The sequence below is a fragment of the Streptomyces sp. NPDC001732 genome, assembly GCF_053596315.1.
This window is the reverse complement of sequence record NZ_JBSFFY010000030.1, coordinates 18,094-41,264: the sequence shown is the minus strand read 5'-3', so window position 1 is coordinate 41,264 and position 23,171 is coordinate 18,094. Positions and strand designations below refer to the sequence as shown.

Annotated in this window: 15 protein-coding genes and 1 riboswitch; of the genes, 9 read left to right on the top strand and 6 right to left on the bottom strand. The window is 71.3% G+C overall.

The window, feature by feature from the left end:
- Positions 1–28: 28 nt before the first annotated feature.
- A riboswitch (cyclic di-AMP (ydaO/yuaA leader) is annotated at positions 29–217 on the top strand.
- 2 nt (positions 218–219) lie between these two features.
- A complete protein-coding gene (locus ACWCXX_RS25190) occupies positions 220–711 on the top strand; it encodes a transglycosylase SLT domain-containing protein (protein WP_451130887.1) in 492 nt (163 codons plus the stop codon).
- A gap of 12 nt (positions 712–723) precedes the next feature.
- Here ACWCXX_RS25190 and ACWCXX_RS25185 read toward each other — a convergent pair whose 3' ends face one another.
- Positions 724–1,881 (bottom strand): FAD-dependent monooxygenase, encoded by a 1,158-nt coding sequence (locus ACWCXX_RS25185; RefSeq protein ID WP_451130885.1) that lies wholly within the window; start codon positions 1,879–1,881, stop codon positions 724–726.
- Positions 1,882–1,978: 97 nt separating this feature from the next.
- Between ACWCXX_RS25185 and ACWCXX_RS25180 the strand changes: the two genes are divergently transcribed.
- Complete coding sequence (locus tag ACWCXX_RS25180) at positions 1,979–2,569, top strand: TetR/AcrR family transcriptional regulator (RefSeq protein WP_451130883.1); 591 nt, start codon at positions 1,979–1,981, stop codon at positions 2,567–2,569.
- 87 nt (positions 2,570–2,656) lie between these two features.
- Here ACWCXX_RS25180 and ACWCXX_RS25175 read toward each other — a convergent pair whose 3' ends face one another.
- On the bottom strand, positions 2,657–2,974 hold the full coding sequence (locus ACWCXX_RS25175; protein ID WP_451130881.1) for a hypothetical protein: 318 nt from the start codon (positions 2,972–2,974) through the stop codon (positions 2,657–2,659).
- 349 nt (positions 2,975–3,323) lie between these two features.
- Here ACWCXX_RS25175 and ACWCXX_RS25170 point away from each other — a divergent pair, with 349 nt between their 5' ends.
- Positions 3,324–4,721, top strand: a complete 1,398-nt coding sequence (locus ACWCXX_RS25170; RefSeq protein ID WP_451130879.1) for an APC family permease — start codon at positions 3,324–3,326, stop codon at positions 4,719–4,721.
- 214 nt (positions 4,722–4,935) lie between these two features.
- Positions 4,936–5,808 (top strand): EamA family transporter, encoded by an 873-nt coding sequence (locus ACWCXX_RS25165; protein WP_451130877.1) that lies wholly within the window; start codon positions 4,936–4,938, stop codon positions 5,806–5,808.
- A 162-nt stretch (positions 5,809–5,970) separates the two neighbouring features.
- Here the strand turns inward: ACWCXX_RS25165 and ACWCXX_RS25160 are convergent, their stop codons facing one another.
- On the bottom strand, positions 5,971–6,561 hold the full coding sequence (locus ACWCXX_RS25160) for a lytic polysaccharide monooxygenase auxiliary activity family 9 protein (protein ID WP_451130875.1): 591 nt from the start codon (positions 6,559–6,561) through the stop codon (positions 5,971–5,973).
- A gap of 233 nt (positions 6,562–6,794) precedes the next feature.
- Between ACWCXX_RS25160 and ACWCXX_RS25155 the strand changes: the two genes are divergently transcribed.
- Positions 6,795–8,291: a glutamate synthase subunit beta gene (locus tag ACWCXX_RS25155; protein ID WP_451130873.1), complete on the top strand. Its 1,497-nt coding sequence runs from the start codon at positions 6,795–6,797 to the stop codon at positions 8,289–8,291.
- A gap of 31 nt (positions 8,292–8,322) precedes the next feature.
- On the opposite strand, the gene ACWCXX_RS25150 is transcribed toward ACWCXX_RS25155, so the two are convergent.
- The 3 genes from ACWCXX_RS25150 to ACWCXX_RS25140 form a co-directional block, all read right to left on the bottom strand.
- Positions 8,323–8,820 carry a nucleoside deaminase gene (locus ACWCXX_RS25150; RefSeq protein WP_451130871.1) on the bottom strand — a complete coding sequence of 166 codons (498 nt, stop codon included), beginning with the start codon at positions 8,818–8,820 and terminating at the stop codon, positions 8,323–8,325.
- Positions 8,821–8,927: 107 nt separating this feature from the next.
- Positions 8,928–9,398: a cyanase gene (cynS, locus tag ACWCXX_RS25145; protein ID WP_451130869.1), complete on the bottom strand. Its 471-nt coding sequence runs from the start codon at positions 9,396–9,398 to the stop codon at positions 8,928–8,930.
- Between the two features lie 95 nt (positions 9,399–9,493).
- Entirely contained in the window at positions 9,494–10,099 is a 606-nt protein-coding gene (locus ACWCXX_RS25140) for a carbonic anhydrase (RefSeq protein ID WP_451130867.1), read from the bottom strand.
- A 142-nt stretch (positions 10,100–10,241) separates the two neighbouring features.
- Between ACWCXX_RS25140 and ACWCXX_RS25135 the strand changes: the two genes are divergently transcribed.
- The 4 genes from ACWCXX_RS25135 to ACWCXX_RS25120 all read left to right on the top strand — a co-directional run bounded on the left by ACWCXX_RS25135 (position 10,242) and on the right by ACWCXX_RS25120 (position 23,171).
- Positions 10,242–10,508, top strand: a complete 267-nt coding sequence (locus ACWCXX_RS25135; protein WP_451130972.1) for a LysR family transcriptional regulator — start codon at positions 10,242–10,244, stop codon at positions 10,506–10,508.
- A 395-nt stretch (positions 10,509–10,903) separates the two neighbouring features.
- The gene (locus ACWCXX_RS25130) at positions 10,904–11,845 is read left to right on the top strand and encodes a sterol desaturase family protein (RefSeq protein WP_451130865.1); all 942 of its coding nucleotides are present in this window, start codon (positions 10,904–10,906) and stop codon (positions 11,843–11,845) included.
- Positions 11,846–12,034: 189 nt separating this feature from the next.
- Positions 12,035–21,499 carry a non-ribosomal peptide synthetase/type I polyketide synthase gene (locus ACWCXX_RS25125; RefSeq protein ID WP_451130863.1) on the top strand — a complete coding sequence of 3,155 codons (9,465 nt, stop codon included), beginning with the start codon at positions 12,035–12,037 and terminating at the stop codon, positions 21,497–21,499.
- On the top strand, positions 21,489–23,171 hold the full coding sequence (locus ACWCXX_RS25120) for a phytoene desaturase family protein (protein WP_451130861.1): 1,683 nt from the start codon (positions 21,489–21,491) through the stop codon (positions 23,169–23,171). The genes ACWCXX_RS25125 and ACWCXX_RS25120 overlap by 11 nt, the downstream gene beginning before the upstream one ends.

The window sequence follows — 23,171 nt, the reverse complement described above, 5'->3', positions numbered from 1 at the left end:
GTGTTTCTCGCCTACGGTCACCGTCAATCCGGACGGAACGCCGAATCCTGCCGCTGTCCGGCAATCCGACCCACTCGTGCACGGCAGGAACGGGGGACCCAGGCAAGCCGCCGATCCGGTATCCGGAACGGCTCGGGGTGAAGCCGCATTCGCGTGCGGCCGGGCATCTCCAGCCCGAACCCGACAGCTCACCTCGTAGGCGACGGAGAGGAATTCACCATGCCCGCAAAGGGTGCGTACCGTCGTCGCAGGCCCGTTTCGCCGGTCCGGGGTTTCATCGCCGTGGGCACGGGCGTGGCCGCCCTCGTGCTCCCGCTGGCCGTCGCCGGAGCGGCGTCGGCAACGCCGGCGCAGTCCGCCGGTGCCGTCACCGCGCAGCCCGTGACGTACACGAACGATCTGGACGGCTGGATCAGGGAGTCGCTGGCCGTCATGGCCCAGCACAACATCCCCGGCAGCTACGAGGGCATCCACCGCAACATCATGCGCGAGTCCTCCGGCAACCCCCGGGCCATCAACAACTGGGACTCCAACGCCGCCGCCGGAACGCCCTCCAAGGGGCTCCTCCAGATCATCGACCCCACGTTCCGCGCCTACCACGTGCCCGGTACGTCGATGGACAGCTACGACCCGGTCGCCAACATCACGGCGGCGTGCAACTACGCCGCCGCCAGGTACGGGTCCATCGACAACGTCAACGGGGCCTACTGACGCACCGCACGGTCAGTCCGGCCGCGGGGGCGTCCAGTCGGCGTGCCGCAGGATCGTGCGGACGGTGACCCGCGACGGTGCCAGCCGCAGCGCCGTGTCGCGCAGGGCGATCGCCACCGGATGCGACAACTGCTGGCCCATCCGGCCGGCCCGACGGGCCGCCCTCGCGACCGACTGGCTGCGGGGGCGGCGCTCGGCGTCGTAGCGACCGAGCGCCGCTTCGACGGAGGGCGCGGTGCGGAGCGCGGCGGCCAGCGACACCGCGTCCTCCAGCGCCTGGCAGGCCCCCTGGCCGAGGTTCGGGGTCATCGCGTGGGCGGCGTCGCCGAGAAGGGCGATCCGCCCGACCGCGTAGGAGGGCAGCGGGGCGACCAGCTCGTTGACGTCGTGATGCAGCACGGCGTCGGGCCGGGTCGCGGCCAGCAGGGCCGGAATGGGGTCGTGCCAGTCGCCGAACCGGCGGCGGGCCTCGGCGAGCGGATCCGGACTGCGCACACCGGCGGGCGAGTTGAACACCGCGTGCCACTCGGCCCGGCCGTCGGCGAACACGATGTGCCCGAACTCGGCCCCCCGGCCCCAGGTCAGCTCGAAGTCGGTGCGCAGCTCCACCGGCGACTCCGTGATGGCCCGCAGCACCGTCGAGCCGCTGTGGACCGGGCCGGGATGGCCGGGAAAGAGCTGCGCCCGCAACCGGCTGTTCACGCCGTCGGCGGCCACGACCAGATCCGCGTCGAGAACGGTGTCGCCGACCGCGATCCGTACCCGGGAGGCGTCGGAACGGTCGACGGACGTCACCTCGGCCCCGACGACCAGGGACCCGGCGGGCAGCTCCGCGCGCAGCAGCCGGTGCAGCACGGACCGGGGAATGCCCACGATCGGGGTGCCCAGCTCGCGTTCCAGCGCCGCCCCGTCCATGCGCGCCAGCAGACGCCCGCCCGGACTTCGGGTGCCGCCCGTGTACTGGGGCCGGGCAGCCGCGCGCACCGCCGCTCCGACGCCGAGGGCGTCCAGCGCGCGGATGCCGTTCGCGTGCAGGGAGATGCCCGCGCCCGCGTCGTCCAGCACGGGACTGCGCTCGACGACGGTCGTCTCCCATCCGATGCGGCGCAGCCCGATCGCGGCTGCCAGCCCGCCGATGCCCCCGCCGACCACCACCGCACTGCCGCCCATGCCGGCCCCCTCTTCCGTCCCGTCCCGCCACGCCCTCGGTCTTCTACATCTGTAGAAGGAGGGTACTACGCCGCCTCTACAGGTGTAGAAAGAGGGGATGAGCACCGATCGACGCACCGTTCTCGCCGACGCCGCCATCGAGGTGCTGGCCGACGAGGGGATGCGCGGACTGACCCACCGTGCCGTGGACCGGGCGGCGGACCTTCCTGCGGGCACCACCTCGGCCTACTTCCGTACGCGCAGGGCTCTGCTCGCCGGGCTCGTCCGGCGGCTCGTCGAGCGGGACCAGGCGGAGTTGCAGGCGGCGGGGGAGCGGACGCCGGTGCCGAGGACCCCCGGCGAACTCACGGACGGACTCGCCGCGTTCGTCGCGGGACGGCTCACCGGGGAGGGGCGGCGGCGCTCGCTCGCCCGTTACGCGTGCGCGGTCGAGAGTGTGCGCCACCCGGAGCTGCGCGAGATCCTCGTACCCCGCCGGAACGCGGCACGGGAGACCGTGCGGGAGTTCCTGGACGCGCGGGGCGTGGCGGACGCCGAGGGGCGCACCCTCACCCTGCTGGCCTGCGTGGACGGGCTGGTCTTCGACCGGCTGGTGGGCGGCGGGGACGTGCCGAGGGGTGAGATCGCGGGACTGGTCGCCGCGGCACTGCGGACACCCGGAGCGGGCGGCGGCCTCGTGGCCCCCTGAGCCGTACGGCGACCGGGGCACGGCCGGGCCCACGCGCCCGCCGGGGAGAGCCGACGTGCCTGCCCTGGAGGACCGACGTGCCCGAGGTCAGTCCTGGAGGTTCTCCGTCGTCCGTCCCGGTTCCCTGACCGGTGGCACGGGAACGGTCGCGGCCCCGCCCTCCCGGACCGCCCGCACCGCCGTCTCGTGGAGGTGCCGGCTGTCCTTCTCCGAACAGCACGGCACGGGGCTGCCCGACATGGTGAACCAGTCGGTCGCACCGGTGTACTGCACGGTGATCTGGGCCGTGTCGTCCGCCCAGGTCGTATGAATGGTCAGGTCCCCGGACAGGACACCGGCCTCGTCCGTGAGCACGCCACCGCGCCCGGAGAACACCCCACGAGTCGTCCACGACGCCCAAGCCATGACTCCAGGCTGACACCAGGACGGCGGATGCGCGACCCGCGGGCCGTCGCGCCCCGCGCCCCCGGGCCCGTCCCGTGTTCCGGTATTCGGATACGAGCGAAACATTCCTGCCGGGACGGCTGCGGTTCCCGCACCCGCCGATCCCCGGAGGAAGAAGCGCTGTTAACGCGAAAACGTCGGATCGTTGCTCATGAACAACGAATTCCGAAGGTGAACAGCTATTGACCTGCGGAACTCGTCAGGATTGCATGTCGCGCTGGGAGCGCCGAAAACCACTCATCACGTCCTCGTCTGGAGGCGATACCGCTCCCGCGCTCGCACACCACCCCTGCTTGATCGGAACCGCACGATGACCGACACGCTCAGCGCTCCCCAGGCGCTCGCCCCAGCGACCGGCCCCACCCCACAGAAGCTCAAGCGTTCCATCGGCGTCGTGGGCGGAACACTGCTCACGCTCTCCTGCGTGACGCCCGCCTCGACCCTTTTCGTGGTCGTACCGGACCTGTTCTCCAGCCTCGGCACGTACACCGCCCTCACCATCGCCATCGGCTCGCTGCTCTGCATCGCGGTCGCCTTCTGCTACTCGGAGCTCGGCACCCTCATCCCGAGCGCCGGCGGTGAGTACGCCATGGTGTCGACGATGGCGGGACGGCTGGCCGGGTGGCTGGTCTTCGTGCTCTCGCTGCTGGTCGTGATGATCGTGCCCCCGGTCATCGCCATGGGGACCGCCGACTACCTCGCGCCCGTCGTGCACATCCCCGCCCCCGTCGCGGGCGCCGGCGTCATGCTCCTAGCCACCCTCGCCGGCCTCCTGGACCTGCGCGCCAACGCGTGGATCACCGGGATCTTCCTCGTCCTCGAAGTGATCGCGGCGGCCGTCGTCGCCCTGCTCGGCTTCGCGCACTCCGAGCGCGGCGTCTCCGCGCTGGCGCAGGGATCGGTCGCCTCGTCGGACGGCGGCACGTCGACCGTCACCGCCATGATGGTGATCTCCGGGCTCGCGATCGCCCTCTTCATCACACAGGGCTTCTCCACGGCCGTCTACCTCTCCGAGGAGCTGGAGAACCCGCGGCGCAACGTCGCCCGTACCGTGCTCGCCACCCTCGCCATCTCCACGGCCGTCATCCTCGTCCCCGTCATCGCCATCACCCTGGGCGCACCGGACCTGGAGGCGCTGACCTCCGGCGACCTCAACACCATGGTCGCCGCCTGGTCCAACTCGGCCGTCGGTACCTTCGTCAGCCTCTGCGTCGCCCTCGCCATCATCAACGCGGGCATCGTGATGGTCATTCAGAACTCGCGGGTGCTGTTCGCCTCCGCCCGCGACAAGGCCTGGCCCGCGCCGGTCAACCACGCCCTGTCCCGGCTCGGCCGGTTCGGCTCCCCCTGGGTCGCGACCCTGATCGTCGGCGTGCCCGGGGCGGCCCTGTGCTTCGTCAACCTGGACACCCTGTACGGCGTCACGGGCGTCTCCGTCACCGCCATGTACCTGCTGGTCGCCGTAGCGGCCCTGCTCTGCCGCCGGGGCCCGCACCGCGAGGCACCGGCCTGGCGCATGCCGCTGTGGCCCGCGATCCCCGTACTGCTGATCGTCGTGCTCGCGTACATCCTGACCCAGCAGGAGACCGAGTACCTGCTGTGGACCGGCGGGATCACCGCGGTCGCCACGCTCTACTGGGCGTTCTACCTGCGGCCCCGCAAGGAGACCCACTGGACGGTCAGCATCCCGGAGGACGCGCAGCCCTGACCTCCGGACGGGGCGGGCCCCGTCGAGCCGTAACGAAGCGGGGCCCGGCCGGTGGCGGTCGGGCCCCGCGGGCGTGCATGCCCGCCCTGCCGGGAAGCAGCGGCGCGGCACCGGGGCGCGACCGGCCGGCTCCGGGCGTACGGCGGGCGACGCCTACGATGCCGACGGGCGGGCGGTCCCGCTCTCCTGCCGCCACCCACGAAATGGCCACGCGATGCCCGCCGTCCTCGTCCTCCTGCTCGCCGGAACCTGGCTGCTCTCGGGCGCCCTGGTCACCGGGACCGATCCGCTGATCGTCGCCGTGGGCCGTACCGCGGTGTGCTGCGCGGTACTCGCCGCCGTCGCCGCCTCCACCGCCGAGGGCCGGGCCGACCTGCGCCGGGCCGCCGCCCGGCCGGGCACCGTATGGCTGCTGGGCCTGCTCGGCTTCGCCGGGTACGCGGCCGGGACCCTGCTCGCCATCCCGCGCATCGGCACTTCGCTCACCAACCTCGTCGTCGCGCTGATGCCGTGCGCGTCGGTGGCGGTCGGCACGCTGTTCTTCGGCGAACGCTCCGGGGCGCGCAAGGCGGCGGGGGCGGTACTCGCCTGCGCCGCGGCAGCCGGGTACGCGGCGCTCGGCGCGGACGCGGGCGACGCCGACGGGGCCGGGCTGCTGCTGGTGGCAGCGGCGACCACGGCCTTCGCGGTGTACGGGTTCCTGTACCGCAAGCGGCTGGCGGGGCTGCCGCCGCTCGCCGTACTGCCCGTGCTCCTCGCGGCGGCCACCTGCCTGCTGCTCCCGATGGCCCTGCCCGCCCTGATCGCCCACCCGCCGACACCGGCCGCGATCGGCGGCATCGTGGTGCTGGGCGCCGCCGTCTACGCGCCCGCCTACCTCGTGCAGCACCGGCTGATCCTGCTCCGCGGCCCGGTCTTCACGGCCGCGGTGCAACTGGCCGTCCCCTTCACCGTGCGCCTCGGCGACTGGGCGCTGGGCACGGCCCCTGCCCCCTCGCCCGCCGAACTGCTGCTCCTCACGGCGTGCTGCGGCGGGATCGCCCTCGTGACCGTCCAGCCGCAGCCCCGCCTCGCCGGGGCCGAATGACCGGCGGACCGGCACGATGCGCGGGGCCGCGCGGAGCGGGCCGCCGACGACTGGAGGAACAATAGCCCCTGCCCCGTGGCCGACACCGGCCCGGGACGCGTCGCCCCGGGCCGGCGGACCCCGCGGACGGGCCCGCCGACCCGGGGCAGGAGCGGGCCGGACTCAGAAGGTCACGTCCGAGCAGGCGTAGAAGGCGTTGCCGGTGTCGGCGATCGTCCAGACCCCGAGGATCAGGTGCTTGCCCGATTTCTGCGGCAGGACCCCGTCATGGGTCACCGTGGAACCCGGCAGCCGGCCGCCGAAGGGCACGGTCAGGAACGGCTGCGGCTCCAGGTCGGCCCGGGTGAGGGGCCGGGTGGGGTCGTAACCGTCCTTGGTGATGTAGTAGCGGAAGTCGGTCGTGGCGTGCCGGGCGGTGATCCGCCAGCGGAAGGTGTAGCTCTGCCCACCGGTGACCTGCGTCGCGGGCCAGGCGCCGCCGCGCGGGTCGTCCAACTCGGAGAACCGGCCGTTGCCGCCCGCGCAGATGGTGCCGTCGACCGGGCCGCGGGCGGGGAAGCCCTTCGGGCCCTCGACGCTCGGCGGCTCCCACTGGATCTGGCCGCAGTTGCGCACGGTGCCGTTGCCGCAGAGCTGCTGACGGCTGATGGGGGAATCGGTGTAGCCATGGCTCTGGGCACTGCCGGTGGTGGCGAGGAGGGAGGCTCCGGCGATGCCGAGCCCGAGCAGTAACGAGGTGATCCTTCTGCGCATGCTTCGCTCCTGAGGGAGGTGTGGGGGCGCTGCGAGACGAGTGGGGGGCTCACCCCACCCACTAGGTCTAGACCAACTTCGAGACTAGTCAGGGCGATTGGTCGTGTCCATACCAAGGGGAAGCCCCCCCGGGCCGAGGAAGAGTCCCGAGGCAAGGGGGGTGTTCTCGGGCGAAGCAGGCGTACGCTGACAAAAAACTCCTGTGCACCGTGAGTGGGCGAGGGAGGCGGCGCATGACCGACCCCTACGGCTTCCTCGAGTTCCCCCGCCGGCCCGTCCCGGCACGCCCCGTCAGGGAGCGCCTCGGCGACTGGGGCGAGGTCTACGCGGGGCAGGCGACGCTTCCCCTCGTCTCCGAGCAGGCCGGGCGCTGCATGGACTGCGGCCTGCCGTTCTGCCACCACGGCTGTCCGCTGGGAAACCTCGTCCCCGAGTGGAACGCGTACGCGAGACGGGAGGACTGGCGGGCGGCGGCCGAGCGGCTGCACGCGACGAACAACTTCCCGGAGTTCACCGGGCGGCTCTGCCCCGCACCGTGCGAGGACGCCTGTGTGCTGACCATCAACGCGGCGCCGGTGACCATCAAGAACGTGGAGCAGGCGATAGCCGACCAGATCTGGGAGCGCGGGTACGCCGCACCGTGCCCGCCCGGCCGGCTCAGCGGGAGGACCGTCGCTGTCGTCGGCTCCGGCCCCGCCGGCCTGGCCGCGGCACAGCAGCTCACCCGCGCCGGCCACACCGTCGCCGTCTACGAGCGCGCCGACCGCATCGGCGGGCTGCTGCGCTACGGCGTCCCCGCGTTCAAGCTGGAAAAGCGCCACCTGGACCGGCGCATCGAGCAGATGCGGGCCGAGGGCACCGAGTTCCGCACGGGTGTGGACGTCGGAGTCGACCTCGATGCCGCCGAACTCGCCGCGCGGCACGACGCGGTCGTCGTCGCCGTCGGTGCGGGGGAGCGGCGGGACCTGCCCGTCCCCGGGCGCGAACTGAGCGGTATCCACCAGGCGATGGACTACCTGACCCTGGCCAACCGGGTCGCCGAGGGCGACCGCCCCTCGCCGGGCGTCAGCGCCGAGGGCAGACACGTGGTCGTGGTCGGCGGCGGGGACACCGGCTCGGACTGCCTGGGTACCGCCCTGCGCCAAGGAGCCGCCTCCGTGGTGCAGTTGGACATCAACCCGGAGCCGGGGGAGAACCGGCGGGACACCGAGCCCTGGCCCGTGCACCCGAAGGTCTACCGGATCTCCCATGCCCATGAGGAGGCCCGGGGGCGGGAGGGCGCGGACCCCCGGGTCTTCTCCTCGGTCACCCTTCGCTTCGAGGGGGACCGGACCGGCCGGGTGCGCGCGCTGCGCCTCGCGGAGGTGGAGCCCGGGGCCAGGACCCCGCGCCCGGGGACCGAACACGGCATCCCGGCGGACCTGGTCCTGCTCGCCCTCGGCTTCCACGGCCCCGAACGCGGCACGGGACTGGTGCGGCAGCTCGGCCTCGCCCTGGACGACCGGGGGAACTTCGCCCGGGACGCGGGTTTCGCGGCCGGGGCGACGGCACCGTCCGGCGCCGGGGCGCACGGGCTCTTCGTCGCCGGGGACGCGGGACGCGGTCCGTCCCTCGTGGTGTGGGCCATCGCGGAGGGGCGGTCCGCCGCTGCCGCCGTGGACCGCTGTCTGACCGGTTCCACGGTGCTGCCGGCGCCCATCGCCCCGGGAGACCGGCCCCTGACCGCCTGAACGGGCCCGGCGCGCCCGCCGGGCCCGGGGCTCAGGCCGTCGGGGCGCCCGCCACGCGGCGCTCGCCGCCGTTGCGCTCCTGCCACGCCCGGTAGACGTCGACCGCGCCCTCGTGCGGCTCATGGCGCATCGGGAGCCGCCGCTCGTCCCAGTTCTTGGCGAACTCCTCGTAGAAATTGCCGAGTTCGAAGTACTTGCGGTCGTCCACGTAGTGGGGTTCGTACTCCTCGCGGGTGGTGAGGAAGACGACCCCGTCGGGCGAGCAGTAATAGAGGGAGCCGAGGCACATCGGGCAGGGGTGGGCCAGTACGTAGATGGTGGTGCCGGTCAGGTGCTCGGTGCCCAGCTTCCGGCACGCCTCGCGGATGGCGAGGATCTCGGCGTGCGCGGTCGGATCGCCGGTCTGGGCGACCTTGTTCGCCGACTCGGCCAGGATTCTGCCGTCCTTGACGACGACGGTCGCGAACGGCCGGCCGCCCTCGTCGACGTTGCGTCGGGCGAGGCCGATGGTGCGCTGTGCGAAGTCCACGGGATTTCCTTCCGGGAGGGGCGGGCGCCGGGGCGCCCGAGGGAGGGCGGGGCGGTCCGGCGACGCCGTCGGCACGGACCGCCCCGCGGCCTGTCGGGCGGGCCGGGTCAGAAGGGCTTGGTCGGCAGGTACTTGCCGTCCAGGGTGATCACCGCGCGCTCGCCGCCCTCGGGGTCGGCGACCTTCTTGACGTCCAGCTTGAAGTTGATCGCGCTGATGATGCCGTCCCCGAACTGCTCGTGGACCAGGGCCTTCAGCGTGGTGCCGTAGACCTGGAGCATCTCGTAGAAGCGGTAGATCGTCGGGTCGGTGGGGATGCCGCCGGGAATGGAACCGCGGGTCGGGATGGTCTGCAGCAGCAACGTGTCGTCCTCGTCCAGGCCCAGGAGCTCGGCGACGGCCTCGGCCGAGCCCTTGGGCAGCGGGTGCTGGCCGAGCACGGCGGCGGTGACGAAGGCGACCGAGAGCCCTGCGGCGTCGGCGATCTGCTGCCACGAGACGTCCTTGCGCGTCTTGGCCGCGACGGCCTTGGCGGCGAGCTCCTGGCGGGCGGTGGCGTCGAACTGGGCGTGCACCATGGGAGGGGTTTCCTTTCGGGGGTGTGCCGTTCGCCGGAGGGGAGGGAACGGCGGGTTCTCGGGGGCTCAGGGCGGGAGCCGCGCCGGGGGAGCGATCAGGCGGTGAGGGTCGTCGGCCGGCCGACGGTGCCGAGCCGGTCGACGGTGCCGGTGGCGATGTCGTAGACCCAGCCGTGCAGGGTGAGCGCGCCGGTTGTCGTGGCCCGCGACACCGAGGGATGGGTGGCCAGGTTCGCCAGCTGACTGAGCACGTTCTCGCGCACCAGCGCCGCCACTTTCGCGGTCCCGGCCTCGACGGCGGTGGTACGGGCCACGGAGGCGTCCGCGTGCCGCAGCCAGTCGGCGATCGCGGGAGCGTCGCTGAGGTCGTGGTGCTCGGCGAGGGCGGTCATCGCGCCGCAGGCGGAGTGCCCGCACACCACGATGTCCGTGACGCCGAGGACGGCGACCGCGTACTCGATGCTGGCCGCCACACCGTCCGGTCCGGGGGTGTGGGCGGGAACGAGGTTCCCCGCCGTGCGGATGACGAACAGCTCGCCCGGCTCGCTCTGGGTGATCAGCTCCGGCACCACGCGGGCGTCGGAACAGCCGATGAACAGCGTGGTGGGCCGGTGGGCAACGGCCAGACGGGCGAAGAGCTCCGCCTTGGCCGGGAAGACGTCCTGCTGGAAACGCGCGATGCCCTCGCTCAGATCGTGCATGGTCACTCCCTTCGGAATCTGCCGGCCGGTGAGGCTGACGAGATCCACCATGCACGACCTGTGTCTATAGTGTCCAAGACGTGGTAACCATGATTGCTATCGATGACATCTATGGTTTGGTCGTGGCCCCGGACCCCGTCACCTGCGCTGTCTGCTCGTCGTCGCCGGGCGCACCGACTTCAGCCGTGCTGCAGAGGGCCCGTGCATCTCCCAGCCGACCCTCTCCCGGCGGATCGGGCAACTGGAGCGTGCCGTCGGCGTCCGGCTGCTCGGCCGCGCGGGCCGCACCGTACGGCTCATCGACGCGGGCGAGACTCATGTGCACGCGCCCGTCGTGTGCTGCCCCCGGCCTGACGCGACCGTCGGTCCGGCACGGCCGTCGGTCCGGCGCGGTGGAGGGAAATCGTGAACCGAAAATAAAAATCAGATCAGTATTATTAACGATCATATTCATGATGGGTGCAATGGTTCATGATTAACCGTTCGTATGTAATCCATTCAAGAGGGAATCGAGCGGGGTGACAATTCTCGCCACGGCTGCCCCGGAGCGCCGGCGCGAGGCTTGAATTCGACGGTTGAGTCCGGTGAGTGGGGAAAAGTTAGTAGGGCGGGTTCGCCCGGCAGTCGCACTCGGGCCCACGGGACCGCAAGGCGGCTCGTGCCATCCAGGAAGTTCAAGATTCATTCGCGCGTGGCGGGTGGCGGTCGACGCGCTGTTCCGGCATGTCCCGGGGCGGCGGAAGGCTGTCTCCTTCCTGATCCGTGCGCCGTTCTGTGCTGGTTCCTTTCGTAAAGGTGCTGTGAGTGGAAAATCGTGAACCGCTGCCCGGCGGTGATCCGGAAGCGGAGTCCGGTCCCGCCCGCGGGGCGGGGGAGTCCCTGCGGTCGACGCGCGCCGTCCTGCGTGTGTCGGGGTACCCGCTCCTGCTCACGGCCACGGTTTCGGTGGCCGCCGCGGCACTGTGTCTCGACTGGGACCCCGATCGGGTGAGCCCGCTCTTCCTGATCGGCGTCATCACGTATCTCACCGCTCTCGAACGCCTGATTCCGTACCGGCGTGCCTGGCATCCGAACCCCAGGGAATGGCGTTGGTACGGCGTCTACTTCCTGCTGACGATGGCGGGCAGCGCCTTCGCGCAGTACATGGTCTCCACGACGGTTTCCCTGGTGTCGCCGGACGAGCCGATGCTCAATCTCTGGGCGGAAATACCCGGGGCATTGCTGACCGGTTCACTCGCCAGTTATCTGGTCCATCGATTCGGTCACACCAATGCGATACTCTGGCGATTCCACGGCGTGCATCACGTGCCGGAAAAGGTCAATGTCGCCAATAATGGCGTCAATCATGTCCTTGACATCGTCCTTGCCCAAGGGTTTGTTCAACTGGCTCTGGCGCTGGTCGGTTTCTCCCGTGAATCCGTATTCGTCGTCGGGCTCTTCGTGGCCGCCCAGGGATATTTCGTCCACGCCAATATCGACATACGTATCGGCCGGCTCAACCATGTGTTCGCCAGCCCCGAACAGCACCGGTTGCACCACAGCACCGACCTGTCCGAGGCGGGCCACTACGGCTCCGATCTGTCGATCTGGGACCACGCCTTCGACAGCTACACCTGGCGGCCCGGCCGCGAACCGGTCGCCGTCGGACTCGGCGACCCCGCGACGTTCCCCCGCACCGGGGAGATCGTCGCCAGCCTTCTCCACCCCCTGCGCCGTGCGAAGAGGGGCGGAGCCGGTTCTTCCTGAACCGCCCCCTCCCACGGGAAAGCGCACGGATCCGGAACGACACCGGTGCGCGGCCGCACGGCTCCCCGGAGCCGCCCGGCCGCGGGGCACCGCAGTGCCCGGAAATCCGTACCGCCTCTCCTGCCCCTTCTTCTTGTATCCGTGCCGTGCCGTGCCGTGCCGCGGCGCCATGACTTGAGGAGTACGACCTTGCCCGACGTGAACAGTGCCTCTGTGAGCGACAAAGTGGCGATCATCGGCATGGGCTGCCGCCTGCCCGGCGGTGCGTCGGACCCCCGTACGTACTGGCAGAACCTCATGGAGGGCAAGGACTGCATCACACCGACACCGTCGGACCGCTACGACGTCGGCACGCTCGGCAGCCGGCACAAGGAGAAACCCGGGCGGTTGATCGGCGGCCGGGGCGGATACATCGACGGTTTCGACGAATTCGACCCCGCCTTCTTCGGCATCAGCCCGCGCGAGGCGGACCACATGGACCCCCAGCAGCGCAAACTGCTGGAGGTCGCCTGGGAGGCACTGGAGGACGGCGGCCAGCGGCCGGAGGAACTCGCGGGCAGCAACACCGCCGTGTTCGTCGGGGCGTTCACCCTGGACTACAAGATCCTCCAATTCTCCGACCTGGGATTCTCATCGCTGGCCTCCCACACCGCCACCGGCACCATGATGACGATGGTCTCGAACCGTCTCTCGTACTGCTTCGACTTCCGCGGCCCCAGCCTGTCGATCGACACCGCGTGCAGCTCCTCCCTGGTGGCGGTGCACCTCGCCTGCCAGAGCCTCAACAAACGGGAGACCGACCTCGCACTGGCCGGCGGAGTGCTGCTGCACATGGCGCCGCAATACACCATCGCCGAGACGAAGGGCGGATTCCTGTCCCCCGACGGCCGCTCGCGCGCGTTCGATGCCGCGGCCAACGGCTACGTACGGGCCGAGGGTGTGGGAATCGTCGCCCTCAAGCGCCTGGACGACGCCCTGCGCGACGGCGATCCGATCCACGCGGTGATCCTCGGCACGGGGGTCAACCAGGACGGCCGGACCAACGGCATCACCGTGCCCAACGCGGACGCCCAGGTCTCCCTCGTCCGGCGCGTCTGCGGCGAGGCCGGCATCACGCCCGGCGACCTCCAGTACGTGGAGGCGCACGGCACCTCCACACCCGTCGGCGACCCGATCGAGGCGAACGCCCTGGGCCGGGCACTGGCCGAGGGCCGCAGGCCGGACTCCGCCTGCTACGTGGGCTCCGTCAAGGCGAACATCGGACACACCGAAGCGGCGGCGGGCATCGCCGGACTGATCAAGACCGTGCTCTGCCTCAAGCACCGCCTCATCCCGCCCCACATCAACCTGGACCGGGTCAACCCCGCCATCGACCAGGAAACCTCCCCGTACCGCATCCCGGTCGAGCCGACCCGATGGCCCGAGCACGAGGGCCCCGCACGGGCCGGGGTGAACTCGTTCGGCTTCGGCGGCACCAACGCGCACATCGTGCTGGAGGAGGCACCCGTACGCGACGTACGGCCGGACACGCCCGGCGAACGGGCCTGGAACATCCTTCCGCTGACCGCCCGTACCCCGGAAGCCCTGCCGGAGGTGGCAGCAGGAATCCGCCGCGAACTGGCGGGGGAGAACGGCACCGAGGTGTCGCTGCCCGACCTCGGCCACACACTGGCCCGGCGCCGCCAGCACCTGGAGTCGCGGCTCTCCGTCGTGTACTCCTCGCGGGCCGAACTGGACGAGAGGCTCGCCGCGTTCCTCCGTGGCGAACCGCACCCCGGCGTCACCCACGGCAGACGGCTCGACACCGAACAACGCGGCCTGGTCTGGGTCTTCACCGGAATGGGACCGCAGTGGTGGGGCATGGGGCGCCAACTGTTCGAGAGCGACGAGGTGTTCCGGGAGGCCGTCACCCGCTGCGACCGGGCCGTCCGCTCGATCGCTGGCTGGTCCCTGATCGAGGAGATGACCGCCGACGAGCCCGGCTCGCGCATGGGCGAGACCTGGCTCGCCCAGCCCGCCAACTTCGCCGTACAGGTGGGACTGGCGGCCATGTGGCGTCACCACGGCGTGCGGCCCGATGCCGTGGTCGGCCACAGCACCGGTGAGGCAGCCGCCTTCTACGAGGCGGGGGTCTACACCCTGGAGGACGCGGTCAGGATCGTGCTGCACCGCAGCCGGCTCCAGCAGAAACTGACGGGAACCGGAACCATGCTCGCCGTGAGCCTGCCCGAGGAGGAGGCCCAGCGCCGAGTGGCCGCCTACGGCGACCGGGTCTCCGTGGCGGCGGTCAACAGCCCCTCGGCGGTCACCCTGGCCGGGGACCGGGACGCACTGGCCGAACTGGCCGGGGAGCTGGAAGCGGAGCAGGTTTTCGCCAAGTTTCTGACGGTGGAGGTGCCGTACCACAGCGTGGGCATGGAGTCGATCAAGGACGAACTGCTGGCCTCGCTGGACGGCATCACCCCCCGGGCCGCGACGGTACCGGTCTACCTGACCGGACAGGAGGGCACGGCGCACGGCACCGAACTGGACGCGGACTACTGGTGGAGGAACGTCCGCGACCGGGTCCGCTTCCGCTCCGCGGTCGACCGGCTCGCCGACGACGGCTACGGGCTGTTCCTGGAGATCGGTCCGCATCCGGTGCTCGCCCACTCCATCCGCGAGTGCCTGGAGAACCGGGGTACGACCGTCCGGACCCTGCCGTCGATCCGCCGCCAGGAGAACGAACCGGAACGGTTCGCCACCTCACTGGCGGAACTCCACAACCTCGGCGTCCCCATCGCCTGGGACACCCTCCACCCGGCGGGGAACCCGGTGCCCCTGCCCCGGTACCCGTGGCGGCGCGACCGCTACTGGACGGAGCCAGCGCCGGTCGCCCAGGTCCGTCTCGGCCGGGTGGACCACCCCCTGCTGGGCCGTCGTACCACGGACACCGAACCCACCTGGCACGCCACCCTGGACACCGAGCGACTGCCCTACCTCGACGACCACCGCATCCAGTCCACCGTGGTCTTCCCGGCGGCCGGATACCTGGAAATGGCCACCCAGGCCGTCCGCTCCCTGACCGGCGGCACCCACGCCGTGCTGACGGACATCGAGTTCCGCAAGGCCCTGTTCCTGCCCGAGGGCGAGGACCGGGACGTGCGCCTGACCCTCTCGTCGCAGAACGCGGCGTTCACGATCGCCTCGGCCGGGCAGGACGGGAACGACCGGGCGGTGCACGCCAGTGGTGTCGTGCGCTCCGGACAGCCGCGCCCGGTCGGACCCCCGCTCGACGCCGAGGCCCTCCGGGCCCGGACCCGGCGCAGGCTGACCGGAGAGGACTGCTATACGGCACTGGCCGCGCTGGGGTACCACTACGGCCCCGCGTTCCGGGCCGTCGAGGAGGTGTGGATCGGCTCCGGCGAGGTGCTCGCCCGGCTCCGCCCGCCGGCGGCGATCGGCGACGACGCTGCCGGACACCACATCCACCCCGTGCTGCTCGACGCCTGCTTCCAGTCGTTGCTGGCGACGCGACTCGCCGACACCGGGACCGGGGAGGCACCGGACGGGCCGCCCTCCGGCATCCGCCTGCCACTGTCGATCGACGAGATGTGCCTGGCCCCGGTGGGAGACCGGCCGATCTGGGTGCACGCGACGGTGACCCGCGACGACGCGGACGAACTCGTCGGTGACATGACCGTCCACACGGACGACGGCGTTTCCCTCGGCACCATCCACGGCTTCCGCGCCGCCGACGTGGAGAAGGCGTCCACGGCGGTCGGCCTCGGCACGATCGACTCCTGGCTCGCCGAAACAGTCTGGATCGACCGGCCCTTCGCACCGGACGAGGACGAGAGCGGGAACGTGGCCCCGGCCGTGGCCGACGCCGACGGGCCTCCTGTCTCCACCGGCGGCGACTGGCTCGTGTTCGCCGACGGCCGGGGCGTCGGCGACGCCCTGAGCGCCCTGCTCACCGAGCGCGGCGAACGATGCCACCTGGTGCGCCCGGGAGACACGTACCGCAAGGGCGACGACGGCCGGGAGTTCACCGTCGTCCCGGACTCCGTCGCCGACCTGGAACGGCTCCTCACGGACCTGGACGACGGCGGGACCGACCCGGAGGACGGCGAGCCGGGCACACCGTCCGTCGGCACCGTCGTCCACCTGTGGAACCTCGACCGGCCGCACCTGGCCGAAGCCACCCCGCAGGACCTCGTACGGCACAGCGGGACCGGGGCGTACTCACTGATCGCGCTCGCCCGGACGCTGCTGGGCCGCGGCGCGGCGGGCCGGCTGCACATCGTGACCCGCGGCGCGCAGCCCGTGGGACCCGGCGAGACGGTCGAACCCCTGGGCGCACCCGCGTGGGGCGTCGGCCGGGTGCTCAGGCACCAGGAACTGACCTCCCACCGCGGCAAACTGATCGACCTGGACCCCGGCACCCGGGGCGAGGACGCACACCGCGCCGAGGCACGCGCCCTGCTGCGGGAACTGCTGAGCGACGACGAGGAGGAGATCGCGCTGCGCGGCGCGAATCGCCTCACCAGCAGGATCCGGCAGGCCGAAGGGCTCACCCACCCGCTCCCGCTGCGCCTGCGCACCGATGGCGACTACCTCGTCACCGGCGCCTTCGGGGCCCTCGGCCGGCTGCTCTGCCGGACCCTCGTCCGACGCGGCGCGCGCAGCCTGATCCTGGTCGGACGCACCGTACTGCCGGAGCGCTCCGCCTGGCGGGACCTGGACCCCGCCGGCGCCCCCGGCCGGGCCGCGGCCTTCGTCAAGGAACTGGAGGCGCTCGGGGCACGGGTGGTCCTGGCACCGCTCGACATCACCGACGAGGCCGCGTTCACGTCCTGGCTGGAGACCCACCGCAGCACCGACCCGCTGCCGATCCGCGGGGTGTTCCACCTCGCGGGCCAGGTCCGCGACACCCTCGTCCCGGACATGGACCGGCAGACGTTCGCCGCCGCCCACGACCCCAAGGCCGTCGGCGCGTACCTGCTGCACCGCCATCTGCGCGACGAACCCCTGGACCACTTCGTCCTGTTCGCCTCGATCGCCTCGCTGCTGACCACGGCGGGCCAGACCAACTACGCGGCGGGGAACGCCTTCCTGGACGCACTGGCCCAGCACCGCCGGGCACTCGGCCTGCCGGGACTGAGCCTGGACTGGGGCCCGTGGGCCACCGGCATGATCGAGGAACTGGGACTCGTCGGGCACTACCTCCACAGCCGGGGGATGAGCTCGCTCGCCCCCGACGTCGGCATGGCGGTCCTGGAACGCGTCATCGGCCAGGACCGGCCCCAGCTGCTCGTCGCGACGGTCGTGGACTGGCCGGTGTTCCTGGCCTGGTACGCGACGCCGCCCGCACTGGTCGCCGAACTGGCGAAGACGGCCCCGGCCGGGACGGCCGACGGGACGGGCGAGGGCATCCTCGACGTCTTCCGCGCGGCGGACGCGACGGAACGCCTGGCGCTGGTGGCCGGACGGTTCACCGCCCTGACCGCCTCGGTGCTGCGGACGGGCCCGGAACGGATCGATCCGCAGGCAGGGCTCAACGCACTGGGGCTCGACTCCCTCCTGGCGATGGAACTGCGCGCCCGCCTCAGCACCGAACTCGGCGTCGCCCCGCCGGTGGTGGCACTGCTCAGCGGCACCCCGGTCGGCGAACTGATCCAGCAGCTCCACGACGGCCTCGCCGAGGCGGTGGCCCACGAGGCGGGCGGGGACGGCGCGGGCGAAGTGGAGGTGTTCGAGGACGAACTGCGCCACCCGCTGACGCAGAACCAGAAGGCCCTGTGGTTCCTCAGGCAGCTCAACCCCGACGGCTACGCGTACAACATCGGCGGCGCCGTCGAGGTCCGGGTCGAGCTCGACCCCGACCTGATGTTCGAGGCAGTCCGCTGCATGGTCGCCCGCCATCCCGCGCTGCGGACCAACTTCCTCACGGTGGACGGCGTCCCGCTGCAACAGGTCTCGTCGGACACCGAACCGGACGTCGCGCTGTTCGACGTGCAGGACCAGGAGTGGGAGGACATCCACAGCACGATCGTGGCCGAATACCGCAGGCCGTACGACCTGGAGCACGACCGGCTGTTCCGCTTCCGCCTCTTCAAGCGCGGCCCCGACCGCTGGGTGATCATGAAGGCGGTCCACCACATCGTCTCCGACGCGATCTCGACGTTCACCTTCATCGAGGAACTCCTGGCGGTGTACGAGGGGCTGCGCCAGGGGCAGGCACCCTCGCTGCCGCCCGTCACCGCGCGCTACCTCGACTTCCTCAACGCCCAGAACCGCTTCCTGGCCGGACCCGCGGCACCGCGCATGCTCGATTACTGGCGCGCGCACCTGCCGGCCGAGGTGCCGACCCTGGAACTGCCCGTCGACAAGCCCCGGCCCGCCGTGCAGACGCACAACGGGGCGTCGGAGTTCTTCGTCCTGGACACCGGCCTCAGCGCCCGGGTGCACGACCTGGCCCGCGAGCACGACGTGACCCCGTTCATGGTGCTGCTGAGCGCCTACTACCTGCTGCTGCAACGCTACTCGGGCCAGGACCAGGTCATCGTGGGCAGTCCGGTGACCGGCCGGACCGAGCAGGACTTCGCCTCCGTCTACGGCTACTTCGTCAACCCGCTCCCGCTGCACGCGGACCTGTCCGGCGACCCGACGGTCGCCCAGCTACTGCAACAGGTGCGGAGCACCGTGCTGGGCGGACTGGACAACCAGGAGTACCCGTTCGTCCTGCTGGTGGACGAGCTCGGACTCCAGCACGACCCGAGCCGCTCCGCGGTGTTCCAGGCGATGTTCATCCTGCTCACCCACAAGGTCGCCACCGAGAAATACGGCTACCGGCTCCAGTACATCGAACTCCCCGAAGAAGAAGGGCAGTTCGACGTCACACTCTCCGTCTACGAGGACGAGGCGGAACACCGCTTCCACTGCGTGCTGAAGTACAACACCGACCTGTTCCTGCCCGAGACCATGCGGCGGATGGCGGCGCACTACACCACCCTGCTCGACAGCATGACCACGGCACCGGCCGACCGCCCCACCAGCCGGCTGGAGATGCTCGGCGCCCGGGAGCGCGAGCTGCTGGTCGGCGAATGGAGCGGCGCCCGGCGCGCCGCGGCACGACAGCCCGGCACGGGCCGCCCGCGCCCGGTGCACCGGCTGTTCGGCGAGGTGGCCGCCCGCCGCCCGGACGCCGTCGCCCTCACGGTTCCGGCCCGCCACGGCGCACCCCACCGGATGCGGTACGCGGAACTGGACCGGAAGTCCGAGGAACTGGCCCGCCGGCTGCGAGGGCTCGGCGCGGGCACCGGCTCGGTGGTGGCGCTCTGCCTGGAGAAGTCGCCGGACCTCGTCGTCGCCCTGCTCGCGGTGCTCAAGGCCGGTGCCGCGTACCTCCCGATCCCGCCCGACCACCCGGCCGACCGCGCCGCCCACACGGTACGGAGCACGGCCGTCACCCTCGTCGTCGTCGAGGACGACGCCCGCCGGGACCGGATGGCCGGGCTGCCGGCCCGGACCCTGACACTGCGGGAACTGCACGAGGCGCCCCTCGGGGAGGACGGGCCGAGAACCGCGGAACCCGACGACGAGACCTGCCTCGACACACCCGCGTACGTCATCAACACCTCCGGCTCGACCGGCCTCCCCAAGGCCGTGCAGGTGAGCCACCGGAGCCTCGCCTCGGCCTACGGGGCCTGGCACGACGAGTACCGGCTGGACCACGACGTGCGGGTGCACCTCCAGATGGCCGCCCCCTCCTTCGACGTCTTCACCGGCGACGTGGTGCGCGCCCTGTGCTCGGGCGGCAGCCTGGTCCTGGTCGACCGCGATCTGCTCTTCGACACCGAACGCCTGTACACCACCATGCGTGAGGAACACGTCGACTGCGCGGAATTCGTCCCCGCCGTCGTCCGCGGCCTCATGGACCACTGCGAACGCGAGGGGCGGCGGCTGGACTTCATGCGCCTGCTGGTCGTCGGCTCCGACGTGTGGAAGGCGGGGGAGTACCGGCGGCTGCGCGAGCTGTGCGGGCCGGACACCCGCCTGCTCAACTCCTACGGGGTCACCGAGGCCACCATCGACAGCGCCTTCTTCGAAGGCCCCCTCGACGACCTGGAGCCCGGACGGACGGTGCCCGTCGGACGCCCCCTGGGCAACAGCACACTGCACGTGCTCGACCGGCACGGCGAACCCGTGCCGCCCGGCGTGCCCGGCGAACTGTGGATCGGCGGCGACGGCGTCGCCCTCGGCTACGCGGGCGACCCGGAACTGACGGCCCGGCGCTTCGTCACCCGCACCCTGAGCCGGGAACCCGGCGCCGTCCCCGAACGCCTCTACCGCAGCGGCGACGCGGCCCGCTGGGACGCCGAGGGACGGATCCACCTGCTCGGACGCATCGACAGCCAGGTGAAGCTCCGCGGCCACCGGATCGAGATCGGCGAGATCGAGGCCCACCTCGCCCAATGGCCCGAACTGGCCGGAGCGGTCGTCACGGTGCGCCCCGACGCCCGGGGCGAGGAGATGCTCTGCGCCTACTGCGTACCGGCACCCGGCACGGAGCTGGACCGGCGCGCGCTGCGCCGGCACCTCGCCGATCTGCTGCCCGCCTACATGGTTCCCACGCACTTCACCGCCCTGCCGCGGCTGCCGCTGACCGCCAACGGGAAGATCGACCTCGCTGCCCTGCCCGAACCCCGGCCCGACGCCGACGACGGGCCCGAGGAGACGCTGCGCACACCGTTCGAAGTGAGCATGGCCCGGCACTGGAAGGAACTGCTCGGACTGGAACGGGTCGGCCTGGCACACGAGTTCTTCGAGGCCGGGGGCAGCTCGATCAAACTGATCGAGCTCATCCACCGGCTGCGCAAGGAATTCGGCGTCGGCATTCCCGTCAGCCTGCTGTACCGGGTCACCACCCTGCACGGCATGGCCGCGACCGTGGAACGACTCGCCACCGGAGGAATCTCCGACGACCTGCCCTGCCTGAGCTTCAACGGCGACCGGGAACCCACCGTGTTCTGCTTCCCGCCCGCGGGTGGCCACGGCCTCGTCTACCGGGAGTTCGCCGCCCGGCTCCCCGAGTACCGGCTCATCGCCTTCAACTACGTCCCCGGCACGGACAAGGTGACCCGCTACGCCGACCTCGTCGAGTCACACCGGCCCGAGGGAAAGTGCCTGCTGCTCGGCTACTCGCTCGGCGGGAACCTCGCCTTCGAAGTGGCCAAGGAGCTCGAGGGCCGCGGACGCCAGGTCGCCCACGTGATCGTGCTGGACTCGTACCGCATCGTCGAACCCTACGAACCCGGCCACGAACACCTCGCGGTCTTCGAGACCGAACTCGCCGAACACCTGCGCAAACACACCGGATCGGACGCCGTCGCCCGCGAGACCCTCGACCACGCCGCGGAATACCTGGCCTTCTGCGGCCGCACACCGAACCTCGGCGAGGTGACCGCGACCGTCAGCGTCGTCACGGACGAGGAGAAGACGGAACTCTACGCCGCCGGCGCACGCGGCACCTGGCACGGCAGCTCGACCACGGCGACGGCCGTGCTGCGCGGCTCGGGCATCCACGCCGACATGCTCGACCCCAAGCACGCGACACACAACGCCGAGCTGGTGCGCGGCATCCTCCAGGAGGGCGCGAGCGATGTCCGATGAGACGGCCGACCCGTGGAGCACCCGGGAAGGAGGGAAGGACGGCGGTCCCCGCGTCATCGTGATCGGCGCGGGCGTCGCCGGAATGTCCACCGGGTGCTACGCGCAGATGAACGGGATGCGCTCCCGCATCTTCGAAAAACACGTCCTGCCCGGCGGCTGCTGCACGGCCTGGTCGCGCGACGGATACATCTTCGACTACTGCATCGAATGGCTGATCGGCACCGCCGCCGGCAACGAGGCCAACCAGGTGTGGCGCGAACTGGGGGCGCTCGACGGCAAGAGCATCACCAACTTCGAGATGTTCAACCGGGTCGTCGACGAGACCGGACGGGCGGTGGTCTTCTACAACGACCCGGACCGCCTGGAGCAGCACCTGCTCGAACTCTCGCCCGCCGACGCCCGGCCGATCCGCTCGTTCTGCCGCGACCTGCGCCGGTTCCTCGACATCGAGCTGTACCCGTTCCTGACCGCCCCCGCACTGCGCACCGTGCGCGAACGGGCGTCGATGCTGCGCACCGTCCTGCCCGCCTTCCGCCTGTTCTGGCGCACCGCCGCGACACCGATGCACGAATTCGCCGACCGGTTCCAGGACCCGCTGCTGCGCCGGGCGTTCCGCAACATCTTCTTCCAGGACCCCGAGGGCTTCCCGCTCCTCCCGTACCTTTTCAACATGGCCGGCGCCCATCACCACAACGCCGGTTTCCCACAAGGAGGTTCACTGGGCCTGGCCCGGTCGATCGAGGAGCGCTACACCGCGCTCGGCGGGGAGATCAGCTACCGGGCGCGGGCCGAACGGATCCTGGTCGAGGACGGGCGAGCCGTCGGGATCGAACTGCGCAACGGCAGAAGGTACTACGCCGACCACGTCGTCTCGGCCTGCGACGGCCACACCACGATCCACGGCCTGCTGCAGGGCCGCTACACCGGACCGCGGGTCGACAAGCTGTACAACGAACTGCTGCACCGCCCCGGCACCCTGTTCCCCGCCGTGGTCTCGGCCTTCGTCGGGATCGAGGGCGACCTGGGCCCCGACCGCGCCCACAGCACCACCTACCTGCTCCCGCCCGAGGACGCCGCACGACTCCCCGGCGCCCTGCAGAGCAGCGTGGTGGTCCAGCTGCGCTCCGACTACTCGGACGGATTCGCCCCACCCGGAAGATCGGTGATCCACTGCACCTACTTCAGCGACTTCGAGTACTGGAAGGACCTGCGCGCCACCGACCGCAAGGACTACCGGGCCCAGAAGCGCCAAGTCGCCGCATTCGTGAGGGACTTCCTGGAGCGCCGCATGCCGGGCACCGGCGAGCGCATCGAACTGGTCGACGTCGCCACCCCGGCGACCACCCGGCGCTACACCGGCAACCACGGCGGCTCCATCCTGGCCTGGAAGGCGTTCTCCGACGCCGACGACATCGCGGCCAAACTGGTCGGCAAGGACCGCATGCGCCTGCCCGGCCTGCACGGATTCTCCATGGCGGGCCAATGGGTCGGCATGGGCGGCCTGATCCGCGCCGCGTCCACCGGCCGCTTCGTCGTCCAGTACCTCTGCGACGAGCTGGGGCGCGGATTCACGGCCTCCGAGAGCCCGGGAACCGGGCCCTGGCACCCCGGAAAGCTGGGCCGGCTGCCCCAGCTCGACAAATGGTCCGCGCGCGGGGACATCCGCACATGA